Origin of the sequence: Streptococcus milleri, assembly GCF_900636525.1 — a bacterium.
Lineage (GTDB): Bacteria > Bacillota > Bacilli > Lactobacillales > Streptococcaceae > Streptococcus > Streptococcus hominis.
In genome coordinates this window covers 1,792,473-1,815,449 of record NZ_LR134288.1, presented here as the reverse complement: position 1 = coordinate 1,815,449, position 22,977 = coordinate 1,792,473, and the positions used below count along the sequence as shown (strand labels likewise).

Below are 22,977 nucleotides of genomic sequence, written 5' to 3'. Positions count from 1 at the left end.
GGAGCTTCTTTTTTAAATTAAACCAAAGTGGGCAAGGGCATGTGGAATGCCATTTTCATCATTAGAGCGCGTGATGAAAGTGGCTGCTTCTTTGACGGCTGTTTGGCTATTGCCCATTGCAATGGGATAATCTACTGTTTCAAACATGGTCAGGTCATTGAGCCCGTCTCCGAATGCGTAAGTCGGTGCTTCGTCTGCCATCAAGGTCAGCAGGTGCTGAATCCCAGAGCCTTTGTTACAGCCGTGCGGCGTGATGTCTATCGAGTAGGGGCTGTTACGGAAAAAGTGCAGTTCAGGGACTTCTGTTTGGTACTGGGTGTCTTTTTCTGGCTCCTCACTAAAAATGAGCAACATCTGACAAGGCTGGTTTTGATAAATGGTCGGACCGACTTGGGGCAGGTCTTGATGAAAATAGCGGAAATTCCGCTGAACAGTCAGACTGAGCGCCGTCACACGCATTTCTCCTTGCGAATAAAAACCAAGGTCATGCTCATTTTCCTTTGCCAGTTGCAGGAGCTTGAGAATGCTGTTTTGTGCAATTCGTCCTTCAAACAGGAATTGCTTTTCATGGAGGATTTCCATGCCATTTAGCAAGATAGCGGAATGAATCCCAGCGTCTTCCAGAACCGTCCCCATTTCTCCGCGACCGCGCCCCGTACAGATAATAGGCAGAAAGCCGTTGGCTCGTAGTTGAGCAATGGCTGTTTTGTTGTCTGCTGGGACTTGTCCTTGGCTATCAACCAAGGTGCCGTCAATATCAAAAAATACAAATCCGTTGTAAGTCATTGGCGTCTCCGTCTCTTTTAAGGTGTTGAAGTTCCACGTGAAACATGAGAAGAAGGGGAAGTACGATGCTGTTTGACTTCTTCTTTCAAGTTTTCGAGCAAGGTCGTTTCTTCTGTCAGCTCAAGCAACTGGAGACCTTTCTGGATAAGGTCGTCGTCTCCTTGGCAAATGCCCAGGCGAACCTGAGCAAAGCCGAGCTTGTCGTATCGTTTGGTTTGCTTGGCGATCGGTAAGATCATCTCGGTGATACGCTGGCAATCGTCAAGGTGGTTGTTGTAAAGGTAGATGGTCGAAAGGTTGGCTAAAATGGAGAATTGTGTACTGTGAATTTCTTTGTAATGCTTATACTTGTTGAGACTGGCTAAGATTTTTTCCGTTATATTTTGAATGGTTTCTAGTGGGAAGAAATAAAGAATGACACTTAGTAAATTTAGGTCACTTTCATAAAAAGTATCTCGTTTTTCTAAATCTGTCCATAACTGTTGGGCTAAAACTTGTGCTTGACTACTGATTTTATTTTTTCTAATTTCAATTAGTATATTTGCCATACGCAAAATATTGCTAATGGGAATATCATGATGAGCTTTCAAGTAGGCTTCACACTGTTTGGTTAAATCCAATAATTGTTCTGTTTCAACGACAGACAAATAATTTTTAAATTGTAAGATGATCTTCATTCTGTGATTTGAATGATAATAATCACAAATATATTCAAATTCCCCAAAGCTCATGTCAATCTGGTGGAGCAGAAATTCCATGGTTTCATAGCTGGGAACGGATTGGTTGCTTTCAAACTTGGAAAGATTGGAGCGAGAAATCCAATCTCCGCAAATCTCTTGCTGGGTGATTCCCTTTGCTTTTCGAATCGTCTTGTAAACTGTGCCAATATCCCAACGCATAGGTGACTCCTTGTGTTAAATATGAAATGTGAAAATAGTGGGCATTTTGTGAATGCCTTTTCATCATATTATATCATATAGATGAAAGGAGAAAAAGTGATGAAGAAAAATACCTTTTCTGCTTCTGCCGTCCATTAAGGACTGTGTGTTCAAACTGTTTTGAAAGTGGTTAATCCTCTTTTTCAGAAAATTTCCTATAATTTCCCATTCATGTTATACTAAATGAGATGATTTTTCTGGATTTCGTTGGCTGATGAGGTGAGGCGAGACAATTTTACTTCGTCCGCGCAGCTGACAAGGCAAACTGATTGTCGTTCACTCCGTCCGCCCGGCGGACGAGATAAACTACTTTTGATTTATGCTGTCCGCCGGGCGGACGGAGTAAACCAAAAGTAAGGGAAACTTTCCGCCGGGGCGGACGAAGTGAACAAAAAGTAGTTGAGGTCATCCGCCGCGCTGACGGAAAAAGGAGAAGTCATTGAAACGGTCGCTTTAAGTGACAAGTAAAAAAGGAAAGAAGGAATTTATGAAGCAAGAAAAGCTCATTGGACTTAAAATTAGTAATCTCCGTCATGCGGAATTCACGCAGTTTATCACTCGTTTTTTAGACGATGTGGAGAAAGAAGCGCTCGACTTTAAAAATGAGGATGTCATTACCGCTCTCGTCAAGAAGATAAAAGCAGCCTTGCCTGCTTATCAAGCCTCTCTCGGTCAGATTCGGGCGAGTGAAAAGTCAGCTTCGATTAGTGCGGCTGACGAATTGCGCGACGCTGATTTGCAAGCTCTTCGCGATGCGCTGAAACCTTATCGGGCAGCCAAGCGGGAAGAGGAAAAGGCAGCTTATGCCAGCTTGAAACGCTTGTTTGACCAATACAAAGACGCTCATCAGAAGCATTACGAGGAAGAAACAGCCCTCATTGTCAGCTTACTGGACAAGCTAAAAACAGCCCCATATAAGGAGCAGGTGGGGACTTTAGCGCTTGGGAAATTCGTTGAAAATCTGACCGAAAGCCACTCGACTTTTGAACAACTTTTTGCTTCTCGCTCCCAAGAGAAATTGCAAAAAGTGAGCTATGATGTCAAGCGATTGCGCAAAGAAGTGGCGACGCCTTACCAACAGTTGGCGGACTATGTAGTGATTTTGCACCAAGTCAAAGACGATGGCTTTTATGCGACCTTCCTTTCCGTGCTCAATAACAGCCGCAAGCATTATGCGGATGTCCTTGCCCGTCGCAAGGGCAAAGATCCTAAAGCAGAAGCAGGAAAAGTAGCAGAAATCAGTTAACATTTCTCCTTCATCTTACTTGAAGTTTGTCTGTCAGAGTGGTAGGATAAAGACGAAGAGGAACGAGCAGAAAATTAGAAAGTGTGATGGGATGATAAGATTTCATTTTAATAACGAATTTTGGTTTCGGTGGCGGTTTTATCTGTTGAGCATGATGATATTCGTTTCCTTGGTTGTTGAGCCTTATGCGAAATTAGACGTGTACAATGTGATTTATTTTGCTGTGTTGGGAACATTTTTGCTTTTGCAGATCTTTGTGCCAGAGTGTTCGCATAAGCGGTCCTATCCAGTAGGCAGCTATCACTTTAACTGGGAATTTTATAATGACATTTCCTTGTATCTGATGATTTATTTTTCGCGTTCCCTCTACTCTGGTCCGAGAAGCAGCCACGATGTGTTGTACTGGATTTTTCTAGTAGCAGATATTCTGATTATTTTCAGTTTTCTTATCAAAAAAGAAAAAGAAGAGAAGAGTGAAGAATAAGATTGCGCTAGTTTCTATTTTCTATTTCATTCTACAGACATCTATTAAACATCTCCAGAAAATGGGGGTGTTTTGTTTTCTTTAAGTTTTCTTTAGCTTTCTTTTAAGGATTTGCCCGTAAACTACGTAGATAAAGAACGACAAAGGAGAGCAATCTCATGGCTAAAAAAACATTTAAAGATAAATTTCAACGGATAGAAACCAAGTACGTCATCTCAAAGGAAACGTTGGCAGATTTGCTACAGGAGTTTGAAGCGTATATGGCAGAGGATGAGCATGCCTATTCAACGATTGGCAACCTCTACTATGATACGCCGACCTATCAGATGATTCGGGAGTCTTTGGAGAAGCCTTATTTCAAGGAAAAATTGCGCGTGCGCACCTATGATGCCAGTCCTCAGGCTGATAGCCGAGTCTTTTTGGAAATTAAGAAAAAAGTGCGCAAGGTCGTGTACAAGCGTCGGATTGCGACTGAGTTGTTGACAGCAGAGCAGTATCTCGCAGGGGAATGCCAGCTTGAAGATTCACAGATTAAACAGGAAATCGAATGGCTTTGCGAGCGCTATGGTGGCGTGCAGCCCATGATGTATATCTACTACAACCGCTACTCTCTAAAAGGCTTAGAAAACTCCAATGTGCGGATTACCATTGACTATGATGTGGCTTATCGGACGAAAAATTTGAGCTTGTTGGCAGGAAAAGACGGCAAGAATCTTCTTCCTGACAACCATGTCATCATGGAAATCAAGGTGCCGGGGGCGTATCCGCTCTGGTTGGCAGAGATTCTGGACCACCACCACGTTTTTCCAAAGTCTTTCTCAAAATACGGGGTTGCCTACAAGAAAACAACCGACTACAAAGGAGTGATCAATCATGTTCGATCAGCTATTTAGTGATGTCTTTACAGGGACAACGGTCAATCCAGCCAGTATGTTTGGTGCGATTGGTGTTGCCCTTGTGCTGGGGCTGATATTAGCCAAGGTCTATCAGTACAAAACCATTTACAGCAAATCATTTATGATGACTTTGGTTATGCTGCCGACTTTGATTGCCATTGTCATTTTCTTAGTTAATGGTAGTCTGGGAGCAGGGGTTGCGGTCATGGGGGCTTTCAGTTTGATTCGCTTTCGTTCGGCACCGGGCGGCGCTAAGGAATTGCTTGCGATTTTCCTTGCGATGACGATTGGGATTGCTGTCGGTATGGGCTATCTTGTCTTTGCCAGCGTCTTTACGGTCATCATGTCAGTTGTCATGTTGTTGCTGGAAACGGTGAATTTTGGGCAGATGAAGCATTCTATGCGCCAAGTGACTGTTGTCATTCCAGAAAGTTTGGATTATGAGATGGTCTTTGATGACATCTTTCAAAAGGCGACCAACTATGTTGAACTGGCAAATGTCAAAACGTCTGATATGGGAAGTTTGTTCAAGATTAAGTATATTGTCCAATTAAATGGTACGATGACAGAGAAAGAATTGGTAGACGCTCTGCGGACGCGAAATGGGAATTTAGAGATTGCCATTAGCCGCTATGTCACAAAAGAAAATGAACTATAAAAGGAGGACCGCTATGAAAAAAACAGCCTCAAAACGAAAAAAATGGGAACGACTGGTTCCACTTGTCCTATTGACAGTTGCTTTAGGGGCATGCAGTGCGACAAATACCAGCTCAACCAACGCCAGCTCCTCTAGCACAAGTAAAAAAACAACCACCAAGACGTCCACTTATTTTACTAAGCGTGACCAAGATGCTTCTTATGATGAATCAAAAGCAACTAAGATTAGCCTGAATAGTTCATCTGCCAAGACTTCTGGTTCCGGTGCAGAAGTGTCGGGATCTACGGTGACAATTACTAAAGCTGGGACTTATGTCTTGTCTGGTTCAAGTAAAAATGTCCAAGTTGTCGTTAAAGTTGGCGACCAAGACAAGGTTCAGCTCGTGCTGAATGGAGTCACGATGACCGGAACAGATGCTGCTATTGTCGTAGAAAATGCAGATAAAACTTTTATCACGCTTGCAAAAGGTAGCAAGAACACGATTTCGGATTCTGCCAATCACAAGAATACAGACTATGACGCTGCGATTTACAGCAAGGACGATCTCACTTTCAACGGTTCTGGTAGTCTGACGGTCGAAGGCAATTATGGCAATGCTATTGAGTCCAATGATGATTTGCGCATTACAGGCGGAACCTACACGATTAAAGGTTATAAAAACGCCCTTTCAGCGAATGACGCAATCAATATCAAAGACGCGACAATGAATTTGACTGCAACGGAAGATGCCATTCATGCGGATAATGATGAAGATACATCATTAGGCAATTTCTATATCCAGTCTGGAAAGATTACCATTCACGCTGGAGATGATGGTATTCACGCTTCTAATACTGCTTTTATTGACGGCGGTACGATTAAGGTTGAAAAGAGCGAAGAAGCGCTGGAAGGCAAGACCGTCACCATTAACGGTGGCGATTTAGACCTGACAGCCAATGACGATGGTATCAATGCTGCAGACGGTAGCAGTAGCGAGAGCGCTCCAGGACAAGCGACCGCTGGTGTCAGTCTGACCATCACAGGTGGTAAGGTCAAGGTTAATGCCCAAGGTGACGGTCTGGATTCTAACGGAGATTTGACCATTTCAGGTGGCGAAGTCTATGTGGACGGGCCGACAAATGGTGGCAATGGTGCTCTTGACTATGACGGCAATGGCACCATTACTGGCGGGACCGTTGTAATGGTCGGCAGCAATGGCATGGCAATGGGCTTTGGCTCAAATTCTAAACAAGCTTCCATCCTTGCGAATGTATCAGGTAGTGCTGGAGACAAAGTGACGATTACCGATTCGTCAGGCAAAGAAATCCTCAGCTATACCGCTGCTAAAAATTTCCAATCCGTTCTTGCTAGCTCAGCTGCTATCAAAGACGGTGAAAGCTACACCATTACAGTCAATGGACAAAGCACGACCGCAACAGCTAGCCTGACTACCCAAAATGGAAACGGCATGGGCGGAGGTCCTGGCGGACGGTGATGATAGACAAAAGAGGCTGGGGAAACCCAACCTCTTTCGTTTGACCTTTGCTTAATCGTCAAGGTGTGATAGTGTTTTAATCGCTAACCATTGTGATAGGATTAAAACTAAGAAAAATATATGAAATAATAAATCACGTATAATTGGCATATTTCTACAAATAAATAAAGAAATGAAAGGGGAACAAACAAACCAAATAGCTTGAAAAATAACAATCTTTTTTTTCATACTTAATAACTCCTATTTCCATGATAATATAATGGACTGTGGTAACTAGATGTATCAGCAACTCCGACATTAAAGCTACCAACCTGACCAATACCAATTCCAGCTCCGATTGAAGTGGTTGTTGATGTATTTCTATACAAATGACCGTTTAAAGTAAAGTGTATTCTATTGGCATCGGGTAAAGCGTATTGAAAATTTCCTTGGAATATTAAACTTCCAGAATAATAACCTGCATAAACAATTCGTTTTATTCCTCTAAACCAACCGCTTTTACTAACTTCACAATAAAAATAGACATGTCCTGCATTATTTGGAATATAAGAAATTAACGTATCATCTTGATATGTAGCACCACGTAACACTACATATGAAGTTTCTTCATTTAGCTGAGCATTTCTAGCTTGAGAAGTGCTCTTATTGGGGAATAAAGTACGTTCAGCTTCTGCAAAACTAACGCCTGTATTACTAACATAATTGGCTAAGATTTCATCTTTAGTAACTGTTACAACATCAAAATTTTTAACAGTAGTTTCATCAGCTTTTACAGTCGTTCCAATGCCAAAGGCTAGAACTAAGAAACTTAAAAAGCTAATAAACATTAAACCTAAACGTCTCATAGTGTTTCCTCCTTTTATAAAATCAAATTGATAAAACTACAGCTCTAATTATAAATCCTCCCTTCTGACGAACTGCTTAAAGAATTCCCCTTTTTTCACTTTCAATATATCACAAAAATAAGAAGAAACAAGTCTATTTTTGAAAAAAATTTATGATATAATAAAGTTGATAACGTTAAAAAACTAGAGCGAAACAACTCTAGTTTTTTTTGCATGCTCAGCCTAAAATCTCTAGAATCTCTGTCAGATTATCAACAGTCCAATCTGGTGCTTCTGCTGGATTCGTTACGTGGTTCAAGTGGCTAAATCCCTGTCGGATCCAAATGGTTTGCATTCCAAGTTGTTTAGCCGGAAGAATATCATTGTCCAAACGGTCACCAATCATCACAGCGCCTTCAGCTAAGCAGTTCGCTTGTTGGAGAGCTAACTCAAAAATAGCGAGATCAGGTTTTGCCAAGCCAACATCGGCAGAGGAAATCACCAGATCAATCCAAGAATCAATACCAAATCTTCCCAATCTTGCTTGCAAGTTCGGTAACTGGTTGGCAATAATCCCAATCTTGTAGTGCTGGTGGAGAGTTTTCAGCACTTGCTTGCAGTCAGGATACAGCACCTCTAAATCAGACCTCCAAGACGGATGCTTTAGACCATAATCGTTCAGAGCTTCTACATTGCCTTTTTTATTTTCTTTAAACTAGTGGATCATAGTTTGATAAAATGTTGCATAAGAAATGTGAGTATCCGCAATAGCCTGCTCAATCCGATCTTGGTAGGCTTTTTCTTCATTTACCAAAGTTGAGCCAACATCAAAGAATAACCAATGAATCTGTTTCATGCGAAACCTCTAATAAAGATTGATGTCTCCGCTGACAGCTTGGATAGTAAGAGAATCTGTAGAAGCCGTTGCTTGGTGGTGAATCGTGTTGCCAACGATTTGGTGGCTTGGTTGGAGCTGATCAGAGATAGAAATGTCTCCGTGCACCGTTTCAAGATCATAGCTGAAATCATGGCGCAGCAGATGAAGTGAAATATCTCCGCTTGTTGTTTGAATAGAGGTTTTACCAGCAATTTCTAAAGAATGCGTGTCGAGATCACCTGATACAAGAGTAATTTTACAATCTGTTAATTTGGCATGCGCTAGATGAATATCACCACTGATAAGGGTAACATTGGTCTGTTGCAAATGGCAATGACGCATGGTCAAATCACCACTTGAAAGCTCAATCGTTCCTTTTTGTGTTTGAAGATGAGATACAGCTACATCACCAGAAGTTGCTTGAAGTGAGAATGACTGAAGAACCTTGCCAGTCGGGATTTGAATGCAAATAGGATGATTATCAAAACCGTTTTTCATGACGTTAATAATCCAGTCCAAACCACTATAATGCGTGTTGCCTTTTTCTGTAATGTGCCACTTCTCGTTTTGAACAGTAGAAATGATTTGATTGTTGCCTTTTCCATTATAGTATTTGATGTGGAAAAAATCATCAGGTGAAGGCTCAATCAGAATATCTTGCGTGGTGACATCAATATGCAATTCAGAGATTGTTGCATAGTCTTCAAAGATATAAGCATTGTCGGTATATGATTGGTGATTGTGTGCAGATGACTGGTGTTGAGGACGAGTTGACGTTTCTTCTGCTTGATTTGATGAAAGTGAGCGAATAATCTCTTCTGCTGCGTCTTTGGGATCTCCCAACTCCTCAATGACTTGTGCTTCATTTTCAGGTCCGGCTTCTTCAAAGTATTCCGTAAAATAATCCATTGCTTCTTTATAATCTGCTTCTGGCAATGTTTTCAAGTATTTCTCTAGTGCGGCTAAATAGTCAGTTTTTGTCATGGCGAATGCTCCCTTCTATGATACCGTTGACTGTCGCTGTATATAACTCCCACTCCCTTTTAAGGGTGTTTAACTGCTTTCGCCCCTCTGGAGTAAGGGAGTAATACTTCCGTTTTCGACCTTGATATTCTTGCGAGTAAGTCGTTAAATAACGATTTTTTTCTAACTTTTTCAAAATAGGATATAAGGTTGATTCCTTGATATTGGCAATCAATTTAATCGTTTGGCTAACCTCATAGCCATAGGAATCTTCGCTTTCCAAAATCGCTAGAATGAGAAATTCAATCAAGGTAGAAGATGTTGGAAAATACATGAGCACCTCCTATATATAATATTTTTATATATATTTTTTCTATACATAGTATAGTTCTTTTTCTTTTTAAAGTCAAGAAAATATATAAAATTTTTATATATTATCAAAAGTTGCTGTTAGTAGACGTATTTTTTCATCTAACTGTGTCAAGAAGTATCTGTAATTTGTCTAGGTTTGTTGTAAATAAACCTTAATTCTAACTGAATTCCTCAATTAAAGAATGTTTTGTATTGAAAAATAGCGTTAGAAAATGGTAAAATATACTAAGTCTTATCTAGAAGTAAGACAAAAGTGATGAATATGATGAAAAAACATAAAATAATTTTTAAATTTTTTGGACAGACGCTGTTTTATTTTGTGATATTTCTAGCGTTGCTTTATTTCTTTAATTATCTTGGTCAAGGCCAAGGTGGTTTTATCTATAATGAATTTTAGGAGCAGACTGTGACCAATTCAGTAATTAACGACATGATTGAAACGATTGAGCGCTTTGCTCAGTCTCAACCAGATTTTCCAGTTTACAATGTTCTCGGAGAAGCTCATACTTATCATGATTTGAAAGTGGACTCGGATTCGCTCGCTGCAAAGATTGATAGTCTTGCGCTTCCTGAAAAGTCACCAGTGGTGGTGTTTGGTGGGCAAGAATACGACATGTTAGCAACCTTTGTAGCTTTGACGAAGTCAGGACATGCTTATATTCCGATTGATAGTCATTCAGCTCTGGAGCGTGTGACAGCGATTGTGGAAGTGGCACAGCCTAGTCTCATTATTGCAATCAATGACTTTCCGCTGAAAGATGTGACGATTCCGATTCTTGATGTAACAACAGTTCAAGTAGCTTTTGCAGCCAAACATCCTTACGAAATTACACACCCTGTTAAAGGTGATGAGAATTACTATATCATTTTCACCTCAGGAACGACTGGAAAGCCAAAGGGTGTGCAAATATCGCACGATAATTTGCTTAGCTTTACCAACTGGATGATTACAGATAAGGAATTTGCGACTCCAGCTCGTCCGCAAATGTTGGCGCAGCCACCTTACTCTTTTGATTTATCAGTTATGTACTGGGCGCCAACCTTGGCACTTGGAGGAACACTTTTTGCAGTTCCGTCTGCCATTACGCAAGATTTCAAGCAGCTGTTTGAGACTATTTTGAATTTGCCAATCGCTATTTGGACATCCACGCCGTCTTTTGCAGACATGGCAATGCTGTCTGAAGATTTCAATGCTGAAAAAATGCCAGGCATTACACATTTCTACTTTGACGGAGAAGAATTGACGGTTAAAACGGCTCAAAAATTGCGTGACCGTTTTCCAAATGCACGTATTATCAATGCTTACGGTCCGACAGAAGCAACTGTGGCTCTATCTGCCGTTGCTATAACGGATGATATGCTGACAAATATGAAACGCTTGCCGATTGGCTATACCAAAGCGGATTCTCCAACTTTTGTGATTGATGAAGACGGAAACAAATTGCCAAATGGTGAGCAAGGAGAAATCATTATATCTGGACCAGCTGTATCAAAAGGCTATATGAACAATCCAGAGAAAACAGCCGAAGCATTTTTTGAGTTTGAAGGGTTACCAGCTTATCATACAGGTGATGTTGGTACTATGACAGATGAAGGTTTACTGCTTTATGGCGGTCGTATGGATTTCCAAATCAAGTTCAACGGTTTTCGTATTGAGTTAGAAGATGTTTCCCAAAACCTGAACAAGTCTCAATATGTGGACTCAGCTGTGGCTGTACCGCGTTACAATAAAGATCATAAAGTACAAAACCTTCTAGCCTATGTCATCCTGAAGGACGGGGTTAAGGAACAATTTGAGCGTGAGATTGACATCACCAAAGCTATCAAAGAAGATTTGCAAGATATTATGATGTCTTATATGATGCCTTCCAAATTCCTTTATCGGGATTCCTTGCCATTGACACCAAATGGTAAGATTGATATTAAAGGTTTGATTAGCGAGGTCAACAACCGATGATGGATTTCATAAGACAGCTTCCTCACTTGGAACCGTACGGGGATCCGCAGTATTTTGTTTATATCATTTTAGCCGTTTTGCCAATCTTTGTTGGTTTATTCTTCAAAAAAAGATTTCCCATTTACGAAGCTCTGGTCAGCTTTGCTTTTATCATTTTTATGCTGACTGGACCGAAGTTAACGCAAATTTATGCGCTACTGTTTTACGTTATTTGGCAGATAATTTGGGTTTGGTCTTACAAAATTTATCGAAAAGCAAGAGACAGCAAGTGGATATTCTACTTGCACATTGCTCTCTCTATCTTGCCGCTTTTCCTTGTAAAAGTGACGCCAGCGATTTATGGACATCAATCACTCTTAGGCTTTTTGGGAATTTCTTATTTGACTTTTCGTTCAGTAGGAATGATTATTGAGCTGCGAGATGGCGTACTAAAAGACTTTAGCTTATGGGATTTTCTACGTTTCATGCTCTTTATGCCGACTTTTTCAAGTGGGCCGATTGATCGTTTTAAGCGGTTCAATCAAGATTATGAAAATATCCCTGATCGTGATGAACTGCTAGATATGTTGGAGCAATCCGTTCAATACATAATGCTTGGCTTTCTATACAAGTTTATCTTGGCACATGTTTTAGGCTCAATGATTTTGCCTCCTCTCAAGCAATATGCAGTGCAAATGGGTGGTATCTTCAACCTGCCAACTCTAGGAGTGATGTATGTATTTGGATTGGATTTATTTTTTGACTTTGCGGGTTATTCCATGTTTGCCCTCGCTATTTCCAATCTAATGGGCATTAAAAGTCCGATTAACTTTAATAAACCTTTCGTTTCGCGCGATTTGAAAGAGTTTTGGAATCGTTGGCACATGAGTCTGTCTTTCTGGTTCCGTGATTTTGTATTTATGCGGCTGGTCACAGTACTTATCCGAAATAAAGTATTTAAAAATCGGAACACCACTTCAAGCGTAGCTTATATCATCAACATGCTAGTCATGGGCTTTTGGCACGGTGTGACTTGGTATTACATTGCTTATGGACTCTTTCATGGTCTAGGGCTCGTTATCAATGACGCTTGGGTGCGAAAGAAGAAGACCGTCAATAAAGAACGGAAAAAGAAGAATTTGCCACCATTGCCAGATAACAAATGGACACAAGCAGTGGGGATGTTTATCACTTTTAATGTTGTAATGTTTTCATTCTTAATCTTCTCAGGATTTTTGAATGACTTATGGTTTAAAAAATAAAAAAGGAGTTCTCTAATGGACGTAAAAGCAGAAGTATTAGAAATTATTGATGATTTGTTTATGGAAGATGTATCAGACATGATGGACGAAGATTTGTTTGATGCAGGAGTCCTGGACAGTATGGGTACTGTGGAATTGATTGTTGAGCTAGAAAACCATTTTGACATCCATGTTCCCGTCTCAGAATTTGGTCGTGATGATTGGAATACGGCTAATAAAATTATTGAAGGTGTAACGGAGCTTCGCAATGCTTAAACGATTGTGGCTCATTTTAGGTCCAGTTTTCTGCGCCCTTTTGATGGTGGTGGCTTTACTATTTTTCTACCCAACCAAGCAACAACATGATTACCAAGCTGAAAAGCGCTCAGCCGTTACTTTGACGGCGGGAAGTTTCAAGGGAAGAACACAAAAAGTACGTACTTTGACAGATAAAAAGCACCGCTTTGTTCCTTACTTTGGTTCAAGTGAATGGCTGCGCTTTGACAGCATGCATCCTGCGGTTTTGTCAGAAAAATACAACCGCAATTACCGTCCGTATTTTTTGGGGCAACGTGCCGCAGCGTCTCTTACACAATATTTTGGTATGCAGCAGCTGCTTCCTCAACTGAAAAATAAAACAGTCGTGTATGTGGTCTCTCCTCAATGGTTTACCAAAAAAGGCTACAGTCCAGCAGCATTTCAACAATATTTTAATAGTGATCAATTGACCAGTTTCTTGCGTCAGCAAGAAGGAGATATTGCTGCTCAGTATGCGGCTAAGCGTCTCTTACAACTGTATCCGACAGTGGCTATGAAAGACAATGTAAAAAAAGTCGCTGCTAATCAGAAACTGTCAAATTTTGACAAGCAATATATTCGTCTTATTAGTCGTTTGAATCAGCGGGAGGATGCTCTTTTTAGCTCACTATTTGCCGAACGCAATGCAAATTATGAAAAATTGGTTCAGCCTCAAGTCAAGCGTTTACCAAATAAATTTTCCTACGAGGATTTAGAAAAATTTGCTATTAAAGATGCGCAAAAAAATACTAACAATAATAACTTGGGAATTGATAATAAGTTCTATCATCGCCGTTTGCGAAAGCATTTAAAGAAGCTCAAAGGTGCGCAGGGAAAGCTATCCTATGTCAAGTCTCCTGAGTATAATGACTTACAGCTTGTTTTGAAGCAATTTGCCAAGTCAAAAACGAATCCAATCTTTGTTATTCCCCCTGTCAATGCAAAGTGGATGGCCTATACTGGTTTGAGTCAAGAAAAGTACCAACAAGCGGTGAAGAAAATTCGTTATCAGTTGGAAAGCCAAGGTTTTACCAATATTGCAGACTTTTCAAACGATGGTGGGAAACTTTATTTTATGCAGGACACCATTCACATGGGCTGGCTTGGCTGGCTGGCGTTTGATAAGGCTGTCAATCCTTTTATTTCCAATCCAAAGCCTGCTCCGACTTACCGGATGAATGATCGATTCTTCAGCAAAGAATGGGCAAATTATGACGGAGCAATTGAGAATTTTAAATAAGAAAAATAAAACACGAACACAAATTAACTAGTTGGTTGCTAGTTTGCTTGTCCGTGTTTTATTTTTGGGAACTATATAGCAGTTTACACCAATTACAATATGTAGTATTTTAAAACAAGATTTTGTAAATTTGACAACTATACTTTGCGGTTGTGTAAACAGGTACATAATTCCCTTAATTTTTATATGGAGAACTAGAGAATTTTATGAATCTGTTCGTTTTTCTATTGTATTTTGGAAAGATAGCTGTTAATCCAAGACGTATTGCTCTATTGCTTGAGCGACTCCTCCCTCATTGTTTGTCAGAGTGACTATAGTAGCTTGCTCTTTGACTGCTTTAGGAGCATTTCCCATAGCCACTCCTAAACCGGCCAATTTCAGCATGGGGAGATCGTTGAAGTTATCACCGATTGCCATGACTTGCTGGAGAGGGATTTGGTAAAAATGAGCAATCTCTTGAAGAGCATTTTCCTTAGAAACCTGTTTAGCTGTAACTTCTAGATAATTCTCTTTTGAAAGATAAAAGGCTGTTTTAGGAAAATCTGTGTTTTGCAGATAGTCGTGAAGATTTTGAATGATGACTGCTTCACCTATCAGAAGAAGTTTGTGAATAGAAGCATAATGTTCTACAACAGAAACTAGAGATTGAAGGATAGGATTTTCACCGGTAATATCTGCTTCTTCCTGAACCCATTTGTCAATCTGTTCAGCAAACCAATCCTTTCCTGTATAGAGATTGATAGCTACAGCTGGAAACTTCTCTTGGACGAGCTCTAGCAGACAACGAACTTCTTTTTTATCCAAAGCGTGTTCCATTAAAATATCATAATTCTGAGGATTTCCTTTGATGACAAGAGCGCCATTGTAGCAAGCCAATGGATTGTCAATGAGACCAAGCTGCTGTGCGATTGGCTTCATGCCAAGTGGTGAACGTGCAGATGCCAACACAAAAGGGATTCCTTTTTCCTGCAAAAGAGGAAGCTGTGTTTTTAGCTGATAATCAACTTGGTGTTGGTCATTTAAAATAGTACCGTCAATATCGCTTATGACAAGGTGGATAGGTCGTTTGTTCATAAAATTTCTTCCTTATAAGCATGATATCATTGTGGGGTGATAATCAGAATGTTCATTTTTCTTCTTTGTTATAATTTTAACACAAAAAAGAATTTTTGAAAGCGGTTTAGCTGTTTTCTATTAAGACAAATTTAAGCAAAACAAGGTATCTTATAACTAATCCTAAAAAACTTTTTTCATCATAATTTCCTAAACAAAAAAGCAGTCTTTCTCGATTGCTTTTTTTGTATGGCATTCATGTTATAATGAAATCATGTTATCAAAAGAATTTAAACATATCATGCAGACAGATACAGTCGCAACGGCTAAGTCCTTGTTAGGTATGCAATTGTGCTTAGACGGACAAGTGTTGGGACGAATTGTTGAGACAGAAGCCTATTTGGGAGCTAAAGATAGTGCTTGTCATAGTGCGCATGGCAAACGAACACCGAAAAACGAGTCTATGTATTTATCTGCTGGACACTGGTATGTCTATCAAATCTACGGACATCAAATGTTGAATTTAGTCACAAGAGCTGAGAATGTTGCAGAAGCTGTCTTGATTCGAGCCTTGGAATTGCCAGACGGGACATTGATTGCCAACGGCCCAGGAAAATTAACTAAATTTGCAGGGATTACCAAGGAATTTGATGGTCAAGGTTTGACCACTTCAAGATTGCAATTGGTAGAAAATGCTGTCCCGTTTTAAATTGGCTCGCGCTCTCGAATTGGCGTGACCTGTACAGATGAATGGCGAGCTGCGCCTCTAGGCTTTTATGTTATGGGCAATCGGCATGTTTCTAAAATTTCGAAGGTAGGTTTATTGCCAGATTCTAAGACATGGAAAATAGATAATTAAAAAAACAGAGTGGAGAAAAGAGCCCAACAACTGAAAAAGGTTCACTCTCCATTCTGTTTTTGATTTTTATAAAATTTTATCAGATTTTTCTACATAAAAGAGGGCAATAATCATAATGATTGTAAGAATGAGCAAGACACATACAGCAGGTAGCCAAGAATGGAAGAAATCGGCACTATAACCAAATAGAGCTGGTCCAAAAGCAGCTAGTAAATAACCACCTGTTTGTGCTAAGCCAGATAGCTGAGCAGTTTGTTCAGGGCTACTCGTTTTTGTTGAAAAAGTAACCATAAGATATGGGAAAAGAGCACTCACAGCTGACCCAATGAGGATATTGGCAATAAGCCAATAAAAGAAATCATTCGTTTGAATTAAGAGCATGCTAATACCAAGGATACCCGCAGCAGAGATAATTGCTAACATTATCATACGATGACGAGGAGACAGCCGTGTTGTCAAGCTAGGAATGGTCATTGAAAAAGGTAGACTAATCAAGTTAAAGACAGAGGCTAAAACTCCAGCAGAAGTATTTGAAATGCCGGCTTGTGTTGCCATAGTTGGTAGCCAGGTTAGGCAAGTATAAAAAAGCAATGATTGCAAGCCACCAAAAATAATAATAGCCCAAACTTTTTTATTTTTCCAGATAGAGCTACCTTGGTGCTCTTTATTTTTGTTCACTAAGAAATGGTTATAAGATGTATTTGGTAGCCAAATCAAAAATGCTAAAAGACAAACCATTGTCAAAAAAAGAACAAGACCTCGCCATGAAGTTGCTTTTGTTATTGGTACTGCAATAGAAGAAGCAATAGCGGTTGATAGCCCCATAGAGGTTACATACATGGTTGTTAAGAGTCCAATCCGATGCGGTTGATTGGCTTGGATGACACTTGGAAGTAAAACATTAAGTACTGCAATGGAAACTCCAATGAGAATCGTCCCCACATAAAGAAGTGGTAGATTAAAAATCCGAATGAAGGATCCAATGGTAAGCAGAGCAAGGACGAGAGTAAAAAGCTGTTCGAGCCCAATTTTGCTCGCTAAACGCGCCGAAAATGAAGAGCAGAGAGCAAACATGATTAAGGGCAGACTGGTCAAAAGACCGAGGGAACTAACTGAAACATGAAGTCCGTTGGCAATGTCTGTTAAGACAGTTGGAAGCGTTGTAAAGGGCGTCCGCAAAGCGACACCCACCATGATAATTCCTGGTAATAAAAAGATAGAATGTTGTTTTTTCATAAATTCTCCTAGAAGGGTTCTTAAAAAAATTATACCATAGCGATAACCAAAATTATAGCCCTATATTAGTGCATTAGCTCAAGATAGTAGGCTGTAATAGTGGCTTCATCGATTTTATTTCGTTGTCCCAACCACCAAGTAACTGTTTCAATAAAAGTTGTCGTGACATAATTTTTTAAAAATGGTTCTGGTAGCTCAGACTTTTGTGCCAATAGCTTTTCACGAATGAGAGGAAAAAGATAATGCTCTAGTTCTAATTTTAAACGATTGATAAAATAAATATTTTTAGACAATAATAAAGTGGCTATTTTATCTTGGTTTTTCCTGAAATGGTAAAAAATATGAGCTGTTGCGTCAAAAAGTTCGCTTGCTTGGTAGCGCTCAACAAACGTATGCTGGAACAAATCTTGGCACATTTCTTCAAGTAGTGCCTCTTTTGTCTCAAAATGAGCATAGAAAGTCGACCGACCGACATCTGCAAGGTCAATGATTTCTTGAACTGTGAGGGACTCATAGCTTTTTTGATTCAAAAGAGTGAGAAAAGCCTGATAAATAGCTGCGCGTGATTTTTTAACTCGTCTATCCATCGTTTCCGAACAAATCTCCTTAAATGTACACTATCAAACGAAGCATTAGATTTGTTTCTTGTTTCCTCCGTTAAAATAGTAGATAATATAATTGAACAAAGTGTTTTGTTTTGAATACATTATACAATAAATAAAATCAAATCTCAATGTGCGATTAGAAGGAGACAATAATGAAATCAAGTAAAAATGTCTGGATTGCATTTCTGTTAAATTTTTCGTTTGCGATTATTGAATTTATCTTTGGAGCTCTATTTAACTCTAGTGCTGTACTGGCAGATGCGGTACATGATACAGGAGATGCCTTAGCGATTGGCTTATCGGCGTTTTTTGAAAAAATTTCCAACAGACGAGATGATAAGGAATACACACTAGGGTATAAACGGTATAGTTTGCTGGGAGCTATGTTGACTTCTACCATTTTAATAGTGGGTTCTATTCTCATTCTGGTTGAAAATGTTCCCAAGCTGTTTGCGCCTGAACGGGTAAATTACGATGGTATGCTTATTTTGGGAATTTTTGCAATTGTAATCAACTTTGCAGCCAGCAGAGTTGTTAGCCATGGACATACACACAATGAATCCATTCTGAGTCTGCATTTCCTAGAAGATATTTTAGGCTGGTTGGCTGTGATCTTTGTATCCTTCATTCTTCGTTTTACAAACTGGTATTTCCTTGACCCATTGCTTTCGCTCATCATTTCGATCTTTATCTTGAGTAAAGCATTGCCTAAGTTTTGGGAAAATGTTCAAATCTTTCTTGATCACGTACCGAGTGATGTGAACTTGAATGATCTTTATGCAGAGATTCAAACAATCGAGAATATCCAAACAATCACTCAGCTAAATGTTTGGACAACCGATGGGCTAGAAAAATTTGCGATGATTCATATTTGCATGAAACATCCCGAACAACAAGCAGAAACTCAGCAGCTCATTCGCCAACATCTCAAAATGTATGGAATTACAAAAGTAACCATTCAGACAGACGAAAGTTTAGATGAGCATGAAGAATGCTGTATTGGTGAGCAACAGTGAGGGGCAAAAAGTTTAAGACAGATGTTTTAAACTCTTTATTTGTATGTTTTCTTTTTTATGATTGTTGAAAATTCTACTTTCATAAAATGGTTGATTATTTTACTTATAAATTAAAATATGGAAACTAGTATCACGTATATTAAATGTAAGAATCAGCAAGGTAGCCCATTGTATCATACAGAAATTTCAATGTTCCTGCAAGGTGGTTCAAGTCAGTCTGCGAAATACAACAAAAAAAGTGGAAAACCTTATAAAGATATTGATGACTTAGTAGATTTTGGTAGACCTATTCATATAGTTCCTCACATGTTTCGACATAGCTTTGTTTCAGTTATGGCAGATAAAAATGTAAGTCTAAACGTGATTCGAAAATTTGTAGGACATTCAGAGGATAGTAGAGAGATAGAAAAAATCTACCTTTATGTCATGCAAAAAGGGAGACATAAGATTGAACAAGCTATGATAGATTTGGCTGAAATGATTTCTTGATGATTATAAATATTTGATATTTAGTTTGAGATATAAGAAAAAAGCCTTTGAAAGATTGATTTCATCGGCTTTAAATATCATTTGCGATTTCTATAAATGAGTATTCCAATAGACAAAGAGATAGTAATCAAAGCACTTATCGATAATATTTTTATATTATTAGTAAAAATATCTACAACTTGAAGAACAGAGACCAAACTAACGATGAAAAGCATAATTTCCATAATCCTATCCTTTTGTAACTCATTAAATTGATTTCGCTCCTTTAACAAATTGAATTCTTCTTGCTTAATTTTTTCTATATATTCATCATGCTTAAAGTAAGAATTCTTTTGTAAATGAGTAAATAAGTCAAAAATAGCTCGATGATTGATTCGATAGATAAAAAGAGAAGATCTTTTATAGTTGTGAATCCACTCGTTAAATTTAATTAGCTGTTTATCATTTGAAAGTTGAAATTTTTCGAGTCCGTCCATAATAGTTTCATCTAGACAAACTAACTGAAAGAACGGAGTAGCCGAAGATAAAAAGAAGCTAGCTTGTTTTAGAAAATTAGACTCAAAATTATTAAAATTGTCGTTATTCCATACGATATAATTTGCACCTTTGTTTATATAATTAATAGAATCTAAATCAAAATAGTTTGTTAGATAATTTTTTGATCTATTTTTAGAAGACACGTTTTTTGGACTATAAGGGGCATTAATCATCCAAGTATACAATTTATCTTTTTTAAAGAACTCCATTTTATTCATTTGATCCATATTTGTGATAAAATGTAAAATAAATGTACTCTCAGTTAATTTCAAACCTCCATTTATAGATGAAAGTTCTTTTTTTATATACTTCAATATATCATCAACTTGATAATCAGAATTTAAAGAATATATCCTATTTTTCTTTTTGAAATCGGGAAATATTTGAGCTTTCATTATTGTATATGGATGGAGAAAGTCAATAGTGTAGAAAGAGGACCTTAAATCTTCAAATAATTCAATTATTATTGATCCGTTTTGAAAAATAGTGAGTGTAACAAAGAAAAAATGTAATTCATCTTCCCTGTCCATCTCTATTAAAGGAGTAAAAACAAATTTAACAAATGGATTAGATTTGGAACTATATAGACAACTTTGTTTTTCCTTTTCTAGTTTTTTGAAATATAAATCTAAATAGTAATTAGTTTTTTCGTCTACCTCGCTTTTTAAATGGTGTAACTCTTTGGGGATTTTCCATGGTTCGTGTTTTTTTGAAAAAAGTTGGTTATCTTCGGTAGCTATTAATGTCATAATTGTAGCAGGATGATTTTCAAATTTCTTAATTATTATTTCCGTTAATTTATTATTTTCTATTTTGTATAAGTCGGTGCTCAGCATATAAAAACAAGTGATTTTGATTTCTTCAATTTGTTTGGAAACTTCAGGAATTTTTTCAGTGAAATTGATGCTGTTTGTCTTCTTCATATTATCTACCTTCAAAAATTTTCTTACGATTATTATATCAAATTCTAGTGTGAATAAATCTTCATCAGTTAAAATTCAGTTATTTTGCTAAAGCCAAAAGAAAAAGCCTTTGAAACGTTGATTTCATAGGCTTTTTTAATCTCAATTATTTCACTTCTGTAAACACTACATGTTTACGTAATTTTGGTGAGTATTTTTTCAATTGAAGACGGTCCGGAGTGTTACGTTTGTTTTTAGAAGTAAGGTACAAGCGTTCACCAGATGCTTTGTGTTCAAGTGTGATATTTACGCGCATGATAGCTCCCTTCTATTATTCTGCTGCTGCAGCTTTGGCGATTTTACGTCCTTTGTAGTATCCTTTGAGGGATACACGGTGAGAACGTGAGTAATCTCCAGTAGTTTCGTCAAAATGTACAGATGGAGCTGTAATTTTGTAGTGAGTGCGGCGTTTGTTTTTCTTCGCTTTTGAAGTGCGACGTGCAGGTACTGCCATTTTCTTTATTCTCCTTTTAATATAAGTTCGATTCAATCTCTTTGATTTTCATCAACTGTAATAGTATATCAAAAAAATTTTGTAAAGTAAAGTTACTTGACAGATTTTCTTTTACTTTTTGGAAAATAGCAGAGCGTGCTAGCTTTTTAGAGAAAATATACTGAAACTGTCCTCAAAATCTGCTACTTGTGGTAAAATAATTATATTATATGAATGAAGAGGAAAGCTATGAAATTACAAAAACCCAAAGGGACTCAGGATATTCTCCCTCAAGAGTCTGTCAAATGGCAATATGTAGAAGAATTTGCTCGCAAAACGTTTAAAAAATATCATTACGCAGAAATTCGCACCCCGCTATTTGAGCATTATGAAGTGATTAGTCGTTCTGTTGGAGACACGACTGACATTGTAACCAAAGAAATGTATGATTTTTATGACAAAGGCGACCGTCATATCACATTACGCCCAGAAGGAACAGCACCAGTTGTACGTTCTTATGTGGAAAATAAGCTCTTTGCACCAGAAGTCCAAAAACCAGTGAAACTTTATTATATGGGCTCTATGTTTCGTTATGAGCGTCCTCAGGCCGGACGTTTGCGTGAGTTTCATCAGATTGGTGTAGAGTGTTTTGGCTCCAATAATCCTGCGACAGATGTAGAGACAATAGCTATGGCAGCTCAATTTTTCAATGAAATTGGTATTCAAGGTGTAACGTTGCAGTTGAATAGTTTGGGGAATGCAGAGAGTCGCGCCGCTTACCGTCAAGCATTGATTGATTATTTGACGCCGCTGAAAGACAGTCTTTCTAAAGATAGCCAGCGTCGTCTGGAAGAAAATCCTCTCCGTGTGCTAGACAGTAAGGAAAAAGAAGATAAACTCGCTGTTGAAAATGCACCCTCTATCCTGGATTATCTAGATGAAGAAAGCCAAACTCATTTTCAAGCTGTGCGTTCGATGTTGGAATCACTAAAAATTCCTTATGTTATCAATACCAACATGGTTCGCGGATTGGATTATTACAATCATACGATTTTTGAATTTACTGCAGATGTGGCGGACAATGAATTGACAATCTGTGCAGGCGGCCGCTATGATAGCCTCGTTGCTTATTTTGGCGGACCAGAAACGGCTGGTTTTGGCTTTGGAATGGGCGTGGAGCGCCTGCTTCTTGTTCTTGAAAAGCAGGGTGTAGTCTTGCCGCTAGAGGATAGTTTGGACGTTTATGTTGCAGTTTTGGGAGACGGTGCTAATAACAAAGCTTTGGAAATTGCACAAGCACTTCGCAAGCAAGGATTTACAGCTGAACGTGATTATTTAAACCGTAAGTTGAAAGCGCAATTCAAGTCAGCAGATACTTTTTCTGCTAAAGTGTTGATAACTCTTGGCGAAAGTGAAATTGAAAGTAACCAAGTTACCGTCAAAAACAATCAAACTCGTGAAGAATTGACAGTCAGCCTAAATCAGATTCAAAAAGATTTTCAAACAATTTTTGAACAACTGGGGTTTTAATTTAAAAAGGGAGAAGGCCAGTCAA

At 38.6% G+C, this 22,977-nt stretch carries 24 protein-coding genes and 2 pseudogenes; 14 read left to right on the top strand and 12 right to left on the bottom strand.

What is annotated here, in order from left to right; genetic code table 11:
* Positions 1 to 12: 12 nt before the first annotated feature.
* A complete protein-coding gene (locus tag EL087_RS09015) occupies positions 13 to 786 on the bottom strand; it encodes a Cof-type HAD-IIB family hydrolase (protein ID WP_021002231.1) in 774 nt (257 codons plus the stop codon).
* Positions 787 to 803: 17 nt separating this feature from the next.
* Positions 804 to 1,685: a helix-turn-helix domain-containing protein gene (locus EL087_RS09010; RefSeq protein ID WP_126408066.1), complete on the bottom strand. Its 882-nt coding sequence runs from the start codon at positions 1,683 to 1,685 to the stop codon at positions 804 to 806.
* 526 nt (positions 1,686 to 2,211) lie between these two features.
* Between EL087_RS09010 and EL087_RS09005 the strand changes: the two genes are divergently transcribed.
* The 5 genes from EL087_RS09005 (at position 2,212) to EL087_RS08985 (ending at position 6,482) form a co-directional block, all read left to right on the top strand.
* Positions 2,212 to 2,970, top strand: a complete 759-nt coding sequence (locus EL087_RS09005) for a DUF6261 family protein (protein WP_126408064.1) — start codon at positions 2,212 to 2,214, stop codon at positions 2,968 to 2,970.
* A gap of 91 nt (positions 2,971 to 3,061) precedes the next feature.
* Positions 3,062 to 3,454 (top strand): hypothetical protein, encoded by a 393-nt coding sequence (locus tag EL087_RS09000; RefSeq protein WP_164558142.1) that lies wholly within the window; start codon positions 3,062 to 3,064, stop codon positions 3,452 to 3,454.
* A gap of 158 nt (positions 3,455 to 3,612) precedes the next feature.
* Positions 3,613 to 4,347 (top strand): polyphosphate polymerase domain-containing protein, encoded by a 735-nt coding sequence (locus EL087_RS08995; RefSeq protein ID WP_126408062.1) that lies wholly within the window; start codon positions 3,613 to 3,615, stop codon positions 4,345 to 4,347.
* Entirely contained in the window at positions 4,328 to 5,008 is a 681-nt protein-coding gene (locus tag EL087_RS08990) for a DUF4956 domain-containing protein (RefSeq protein WP_126408060.1), read from the top strand. The genes EL087_RS08995 and EL087_RS08990 overlap by 20 nt, the downstream gene beginning before the upstream one ends.
* Before the next feature lie 13 nt (positions 5,009 to 5,021).
* A complete protein-coding gene (locus tag EL087_RS08985; RefSeq protein WP_126408058.1) occupies positions 5,022 to 6,482 on the top strand; it encodes a carbohydrate-binding domain-containing protein in 1,461 nt (486 codons plus the stop codon).
* Positions 6,483 to 6,712: 230 nt separating this feature from the next.
* Here the strand turns inward: EL087_RS08985 and EL087_RS08980 are convergent, their stop codons facing one another.
* From EL087_RS08980 to EL087_RS08965, 4 genes and pseudogenes are all read right to left on the bottom strand, one after another.
* Complete coding sequence (locus tag EL087_RS08980) at positions 6,713 to 7,327, bottom strand: hypothetical protein (protein WP_003027853.1); 615 nt, start codon at positions 7,325 to 7,327, stop codon at positions 6,713 to 6,715.
* Between the two features lie 217 nt (positions 7,328 to 7,544).
* Positions 7,545 to 8,162, bottom strand: a pseudogene (locus tag EL087_RS09450) (HAD family hydrolase).
* A gap of 9 nt (positions 8,163 to 8,171) precedes the next feature.
* Entirely contained in the window at positions 8,172 to 9,167 is a 996-nt protein-coding gene (locus tag EL087_RS08970) for a DUF4097 family beta strand repeat-containing protein (protein ID WP_126408056.1), read from the bottom strand.
* The gene (locus EL087_RS08965; RefSeq protein ID WP_049511941.1) at positions 9,154 to 9,480 is read right to left on the bottom strand and encodes a PadR family transcriptional regulator; all 327 of its coding nucleotides are present in this window, start codon (positions 9,478 to 9,480) and stop codon (positions 9,154 to 9,156) included. Before EL087_RS08965 ends, EL087_RS08970 begins: the two co-directional genes overlap by 14 nt.
* 303 nt (positions 9,481 to 9,783) lie before the next feature.
* On the opposite strand from EL087_RS08965, the gene EL087_RS08960 reads away from it, so the two are divergent.
* The 5 genes from EL087_RS08960 to dltD are packed head-to-tail and all read left to right on the top strand — an operon-like array spanning position 9,784 to position 14,232.
* On the top strand, positions 9,784 to 9,915 hold the full coding sequence (locus tag EL087_RS08960; protein WP_037566969.1) for a teichoic acid D-Ala incorporation-associated protein DltX: 132 nt from the start codon (positions 9,784 to 9,786) through the stop codon (positions 9,913 to 9,915).
* Positions 9,916 to 9,948: 33 nt separating this feature from the next.
* Complete coding sequence (gene dltA / locus EL087_RS08955) at positions 9,949 to 11,475, top strand: D-alanine--poly(phosphoribitol) ligase subunit DltA (protein WP_390614118.1); 1,527 nt, start codon at positions 9,949 to 9,951, stop codon at positions 11,473 to 11,475.
* Positions 11,472 to 12,716, top strand: coding sequence for a D-alanyl-lipoteichoic acid biosynthesis protein DltB (gene dltB / locus EL087_RS08950; RefSeq protein ID WP_126408052.1), 1,245 nt, complete (start codon positions 11,472 to 11,474; stop codon positions 12,714 to 12,716). The genes dltA and dltB overlap by 4 nt, the downstream gene beginning before the upstream one ends.
* A gap of 15 nt (positions 12,717 to 12,731) precedes the next feature.
* On the top strand, positions 12,732 to 12,971 hold the full coding sequence (gene dltC, locus EL087_RS08945) for a D-alanine--poly(phosphoribitol) ligase subunit DltC (RefSeq protein WP_003027846.1): 240 nt from the start codon (positions 12,732 to 12,734) through the stop codon (positions 12,969 to 12,971).
* Complete coding sequence (gene dltD, locus EL087_RS08940) at positions 12,964 to 14,232, top strand: D-alanyl-lipoteichoic acid biosynthesis protein DltD (protein WP_126408050.1); 1,269 nt, start codon at positions 12,964 to 12,966, stop codon at positions 14,230 to 14,232. The genes dltC and dltD overlap by 8 nt, the downstream gene beginning before the upstream one ends.
* A 249-nt stretch (positions 14,233 to 14,481) precedes the next feature.
* Here the strand turns inward: dltD and EL087_RS08935 are convergent, their stop codons facing one another.
* Positions 14,482 to 15,306 carry a Cof-type HAD-IIB family hydrolase gene (locus tag EL087_RS08935; RefSeq protein ID WP_126408049.1) on the bottom strand — a complete coding sequence of 275 codons (825 nt, stop codon included), beginning with the start codon at positions 15,304 to 15,306 and terminating at the stop codon, positions 14,482 to 14,484.
* Positions 15,307 to 15,559: 253 nt separating this feature from the next.
* Between EL087_RS08935 and EL087_RS08930 the strand changes: the two are divergent.
* Positions 15,560 to 16,144, top strand: a pseudogene (locus EL087_RS08930) (DNA-3-methyladenine glycosylase).
* A 66-nt stretch (positions 16,145 to 16,210) separates the two neighbouring features.
* Here EL087_RS08930 and EL087_RS08925 read toward each other — a convergent pair.
* Both EL087_RS08925 and EL087_RS08920 read right to left on the bottom strand, forming a co-directional pair.
* Entirely contained in the window at positions 16,211 to 17,380 is a 1,170-nt protein-coding gene (locus tag EL087_RS08925) for a CynX/NimT family MFS transporter (RefSeq protein ID WP_126408047.1), read from the bottom strand.
* A gap of 65 nt (positions 17,381 to 17,445) precedes the next feature.
* On the bottom strand, positions 17,446 to 17,967 hold the full coding sequence (locus EL087_RS08920; RefSeq protein ID WP_049512812.1) for a TetR/AcrR family transcriptional regulator: 522 nt from the start codon (positions 17,965 to 17,967) through the stop codon (positions 17,446 to 17,448).
* 170 nt (positions 17,968 to 18,137) lie between these two features.
* Between EL087_RS08920 and EL087_RS08915 the strand changes: the two genes are divergently transcribed.
* Positions 18,138 to 19,001 carry a cation diffusion facilitator family transporter gene (locus EL087_RS08915; RefSeq protein ID WP_126408045.1) on the top strand — a complete coding sequence of 288 codons (864 nt, stop codon included), beginning with the start codon at positions 18,138 to 18,140 and terminating at the stop codon, positions 18,999 to 19,001.
* Between the two features lie 117 nt (positions 19,002 to 19,118).
* Positions 19,119 to 19,490 carry a tyrosine-type recombinase/integrase gene (locus EL087_RS08910; protein ID WP_232008251.1) on the top strand — a complete coding sequence of 124 codons (372 nt, stop codon included), beginning with the start codon at positions 19,119 to 19,121 and terminating at the stop codon, positions 19,488 to 19,490.
* A gap of 77 nt (positions 19,491 to 19,567) precedes the next feature.
* Here the strand turns inward: EL087_RS08910 and EL087_RS08905 are convergent, their stop codons facing one another.
* The 3 genes from EL087_RS08905 to rpmF form a co-directional block, all read right to left on the bottom strand.
* Positions 19,568 to 20,950: a hypothetical protein gene (locus tag EL087_RS08905; protein WP_126408044.1), complete on the bottom strand. Its 1,383-nt coding sequence runs from the start codon at positions 20,948 to 20,950 to the stop codon at positions 19,568 to 19,570.
* 145 nt (positions 20,951 to 21,095) lie between these two features.
* Positions 21,096 to 21,245 (bottom strand): 50S ribosomal protein L33, encoded by a 150-nt coding sequence (rpmG, locus tag EL087_RS08900; RefSeq protein ID WP_003026692.1) that lies wholly within the window; start codon positions 21,243 to 21,245, stop codon positions 21,096 to 21,098.
* Between the two features lie 15 nt (positions 21,246 to 21,260).
* Positions 21,261 to 21,443, bottom strand: a complete 183-nt coding sequence (gene rpmF, locus EL087_RS08895) for a 50S ribosomal protein L32 (RefSeq protein WP_003026691.1) — start codon at positions 21,441 to 21,443, stop codon at positions 21,261 to 21,263.
* Positions 21,444 to 21,671: 228 nt separating this feature from the next.
* Here rpmF and hisS point away from each other — a divergent pair, with 228 nt between their 5' ends.
* Entirely contained in the window at positions 21,672 to 22,952 is a 1,281-nt protein-coding gene (hisS, locus tag EL087_RS08890) for a histidine--tRNA ligase (RefSeq protein ID WP_126408042.1), read from the top strand.
* Positions 22,953 to 22,977: the final 25 nt, after the last annotated feature.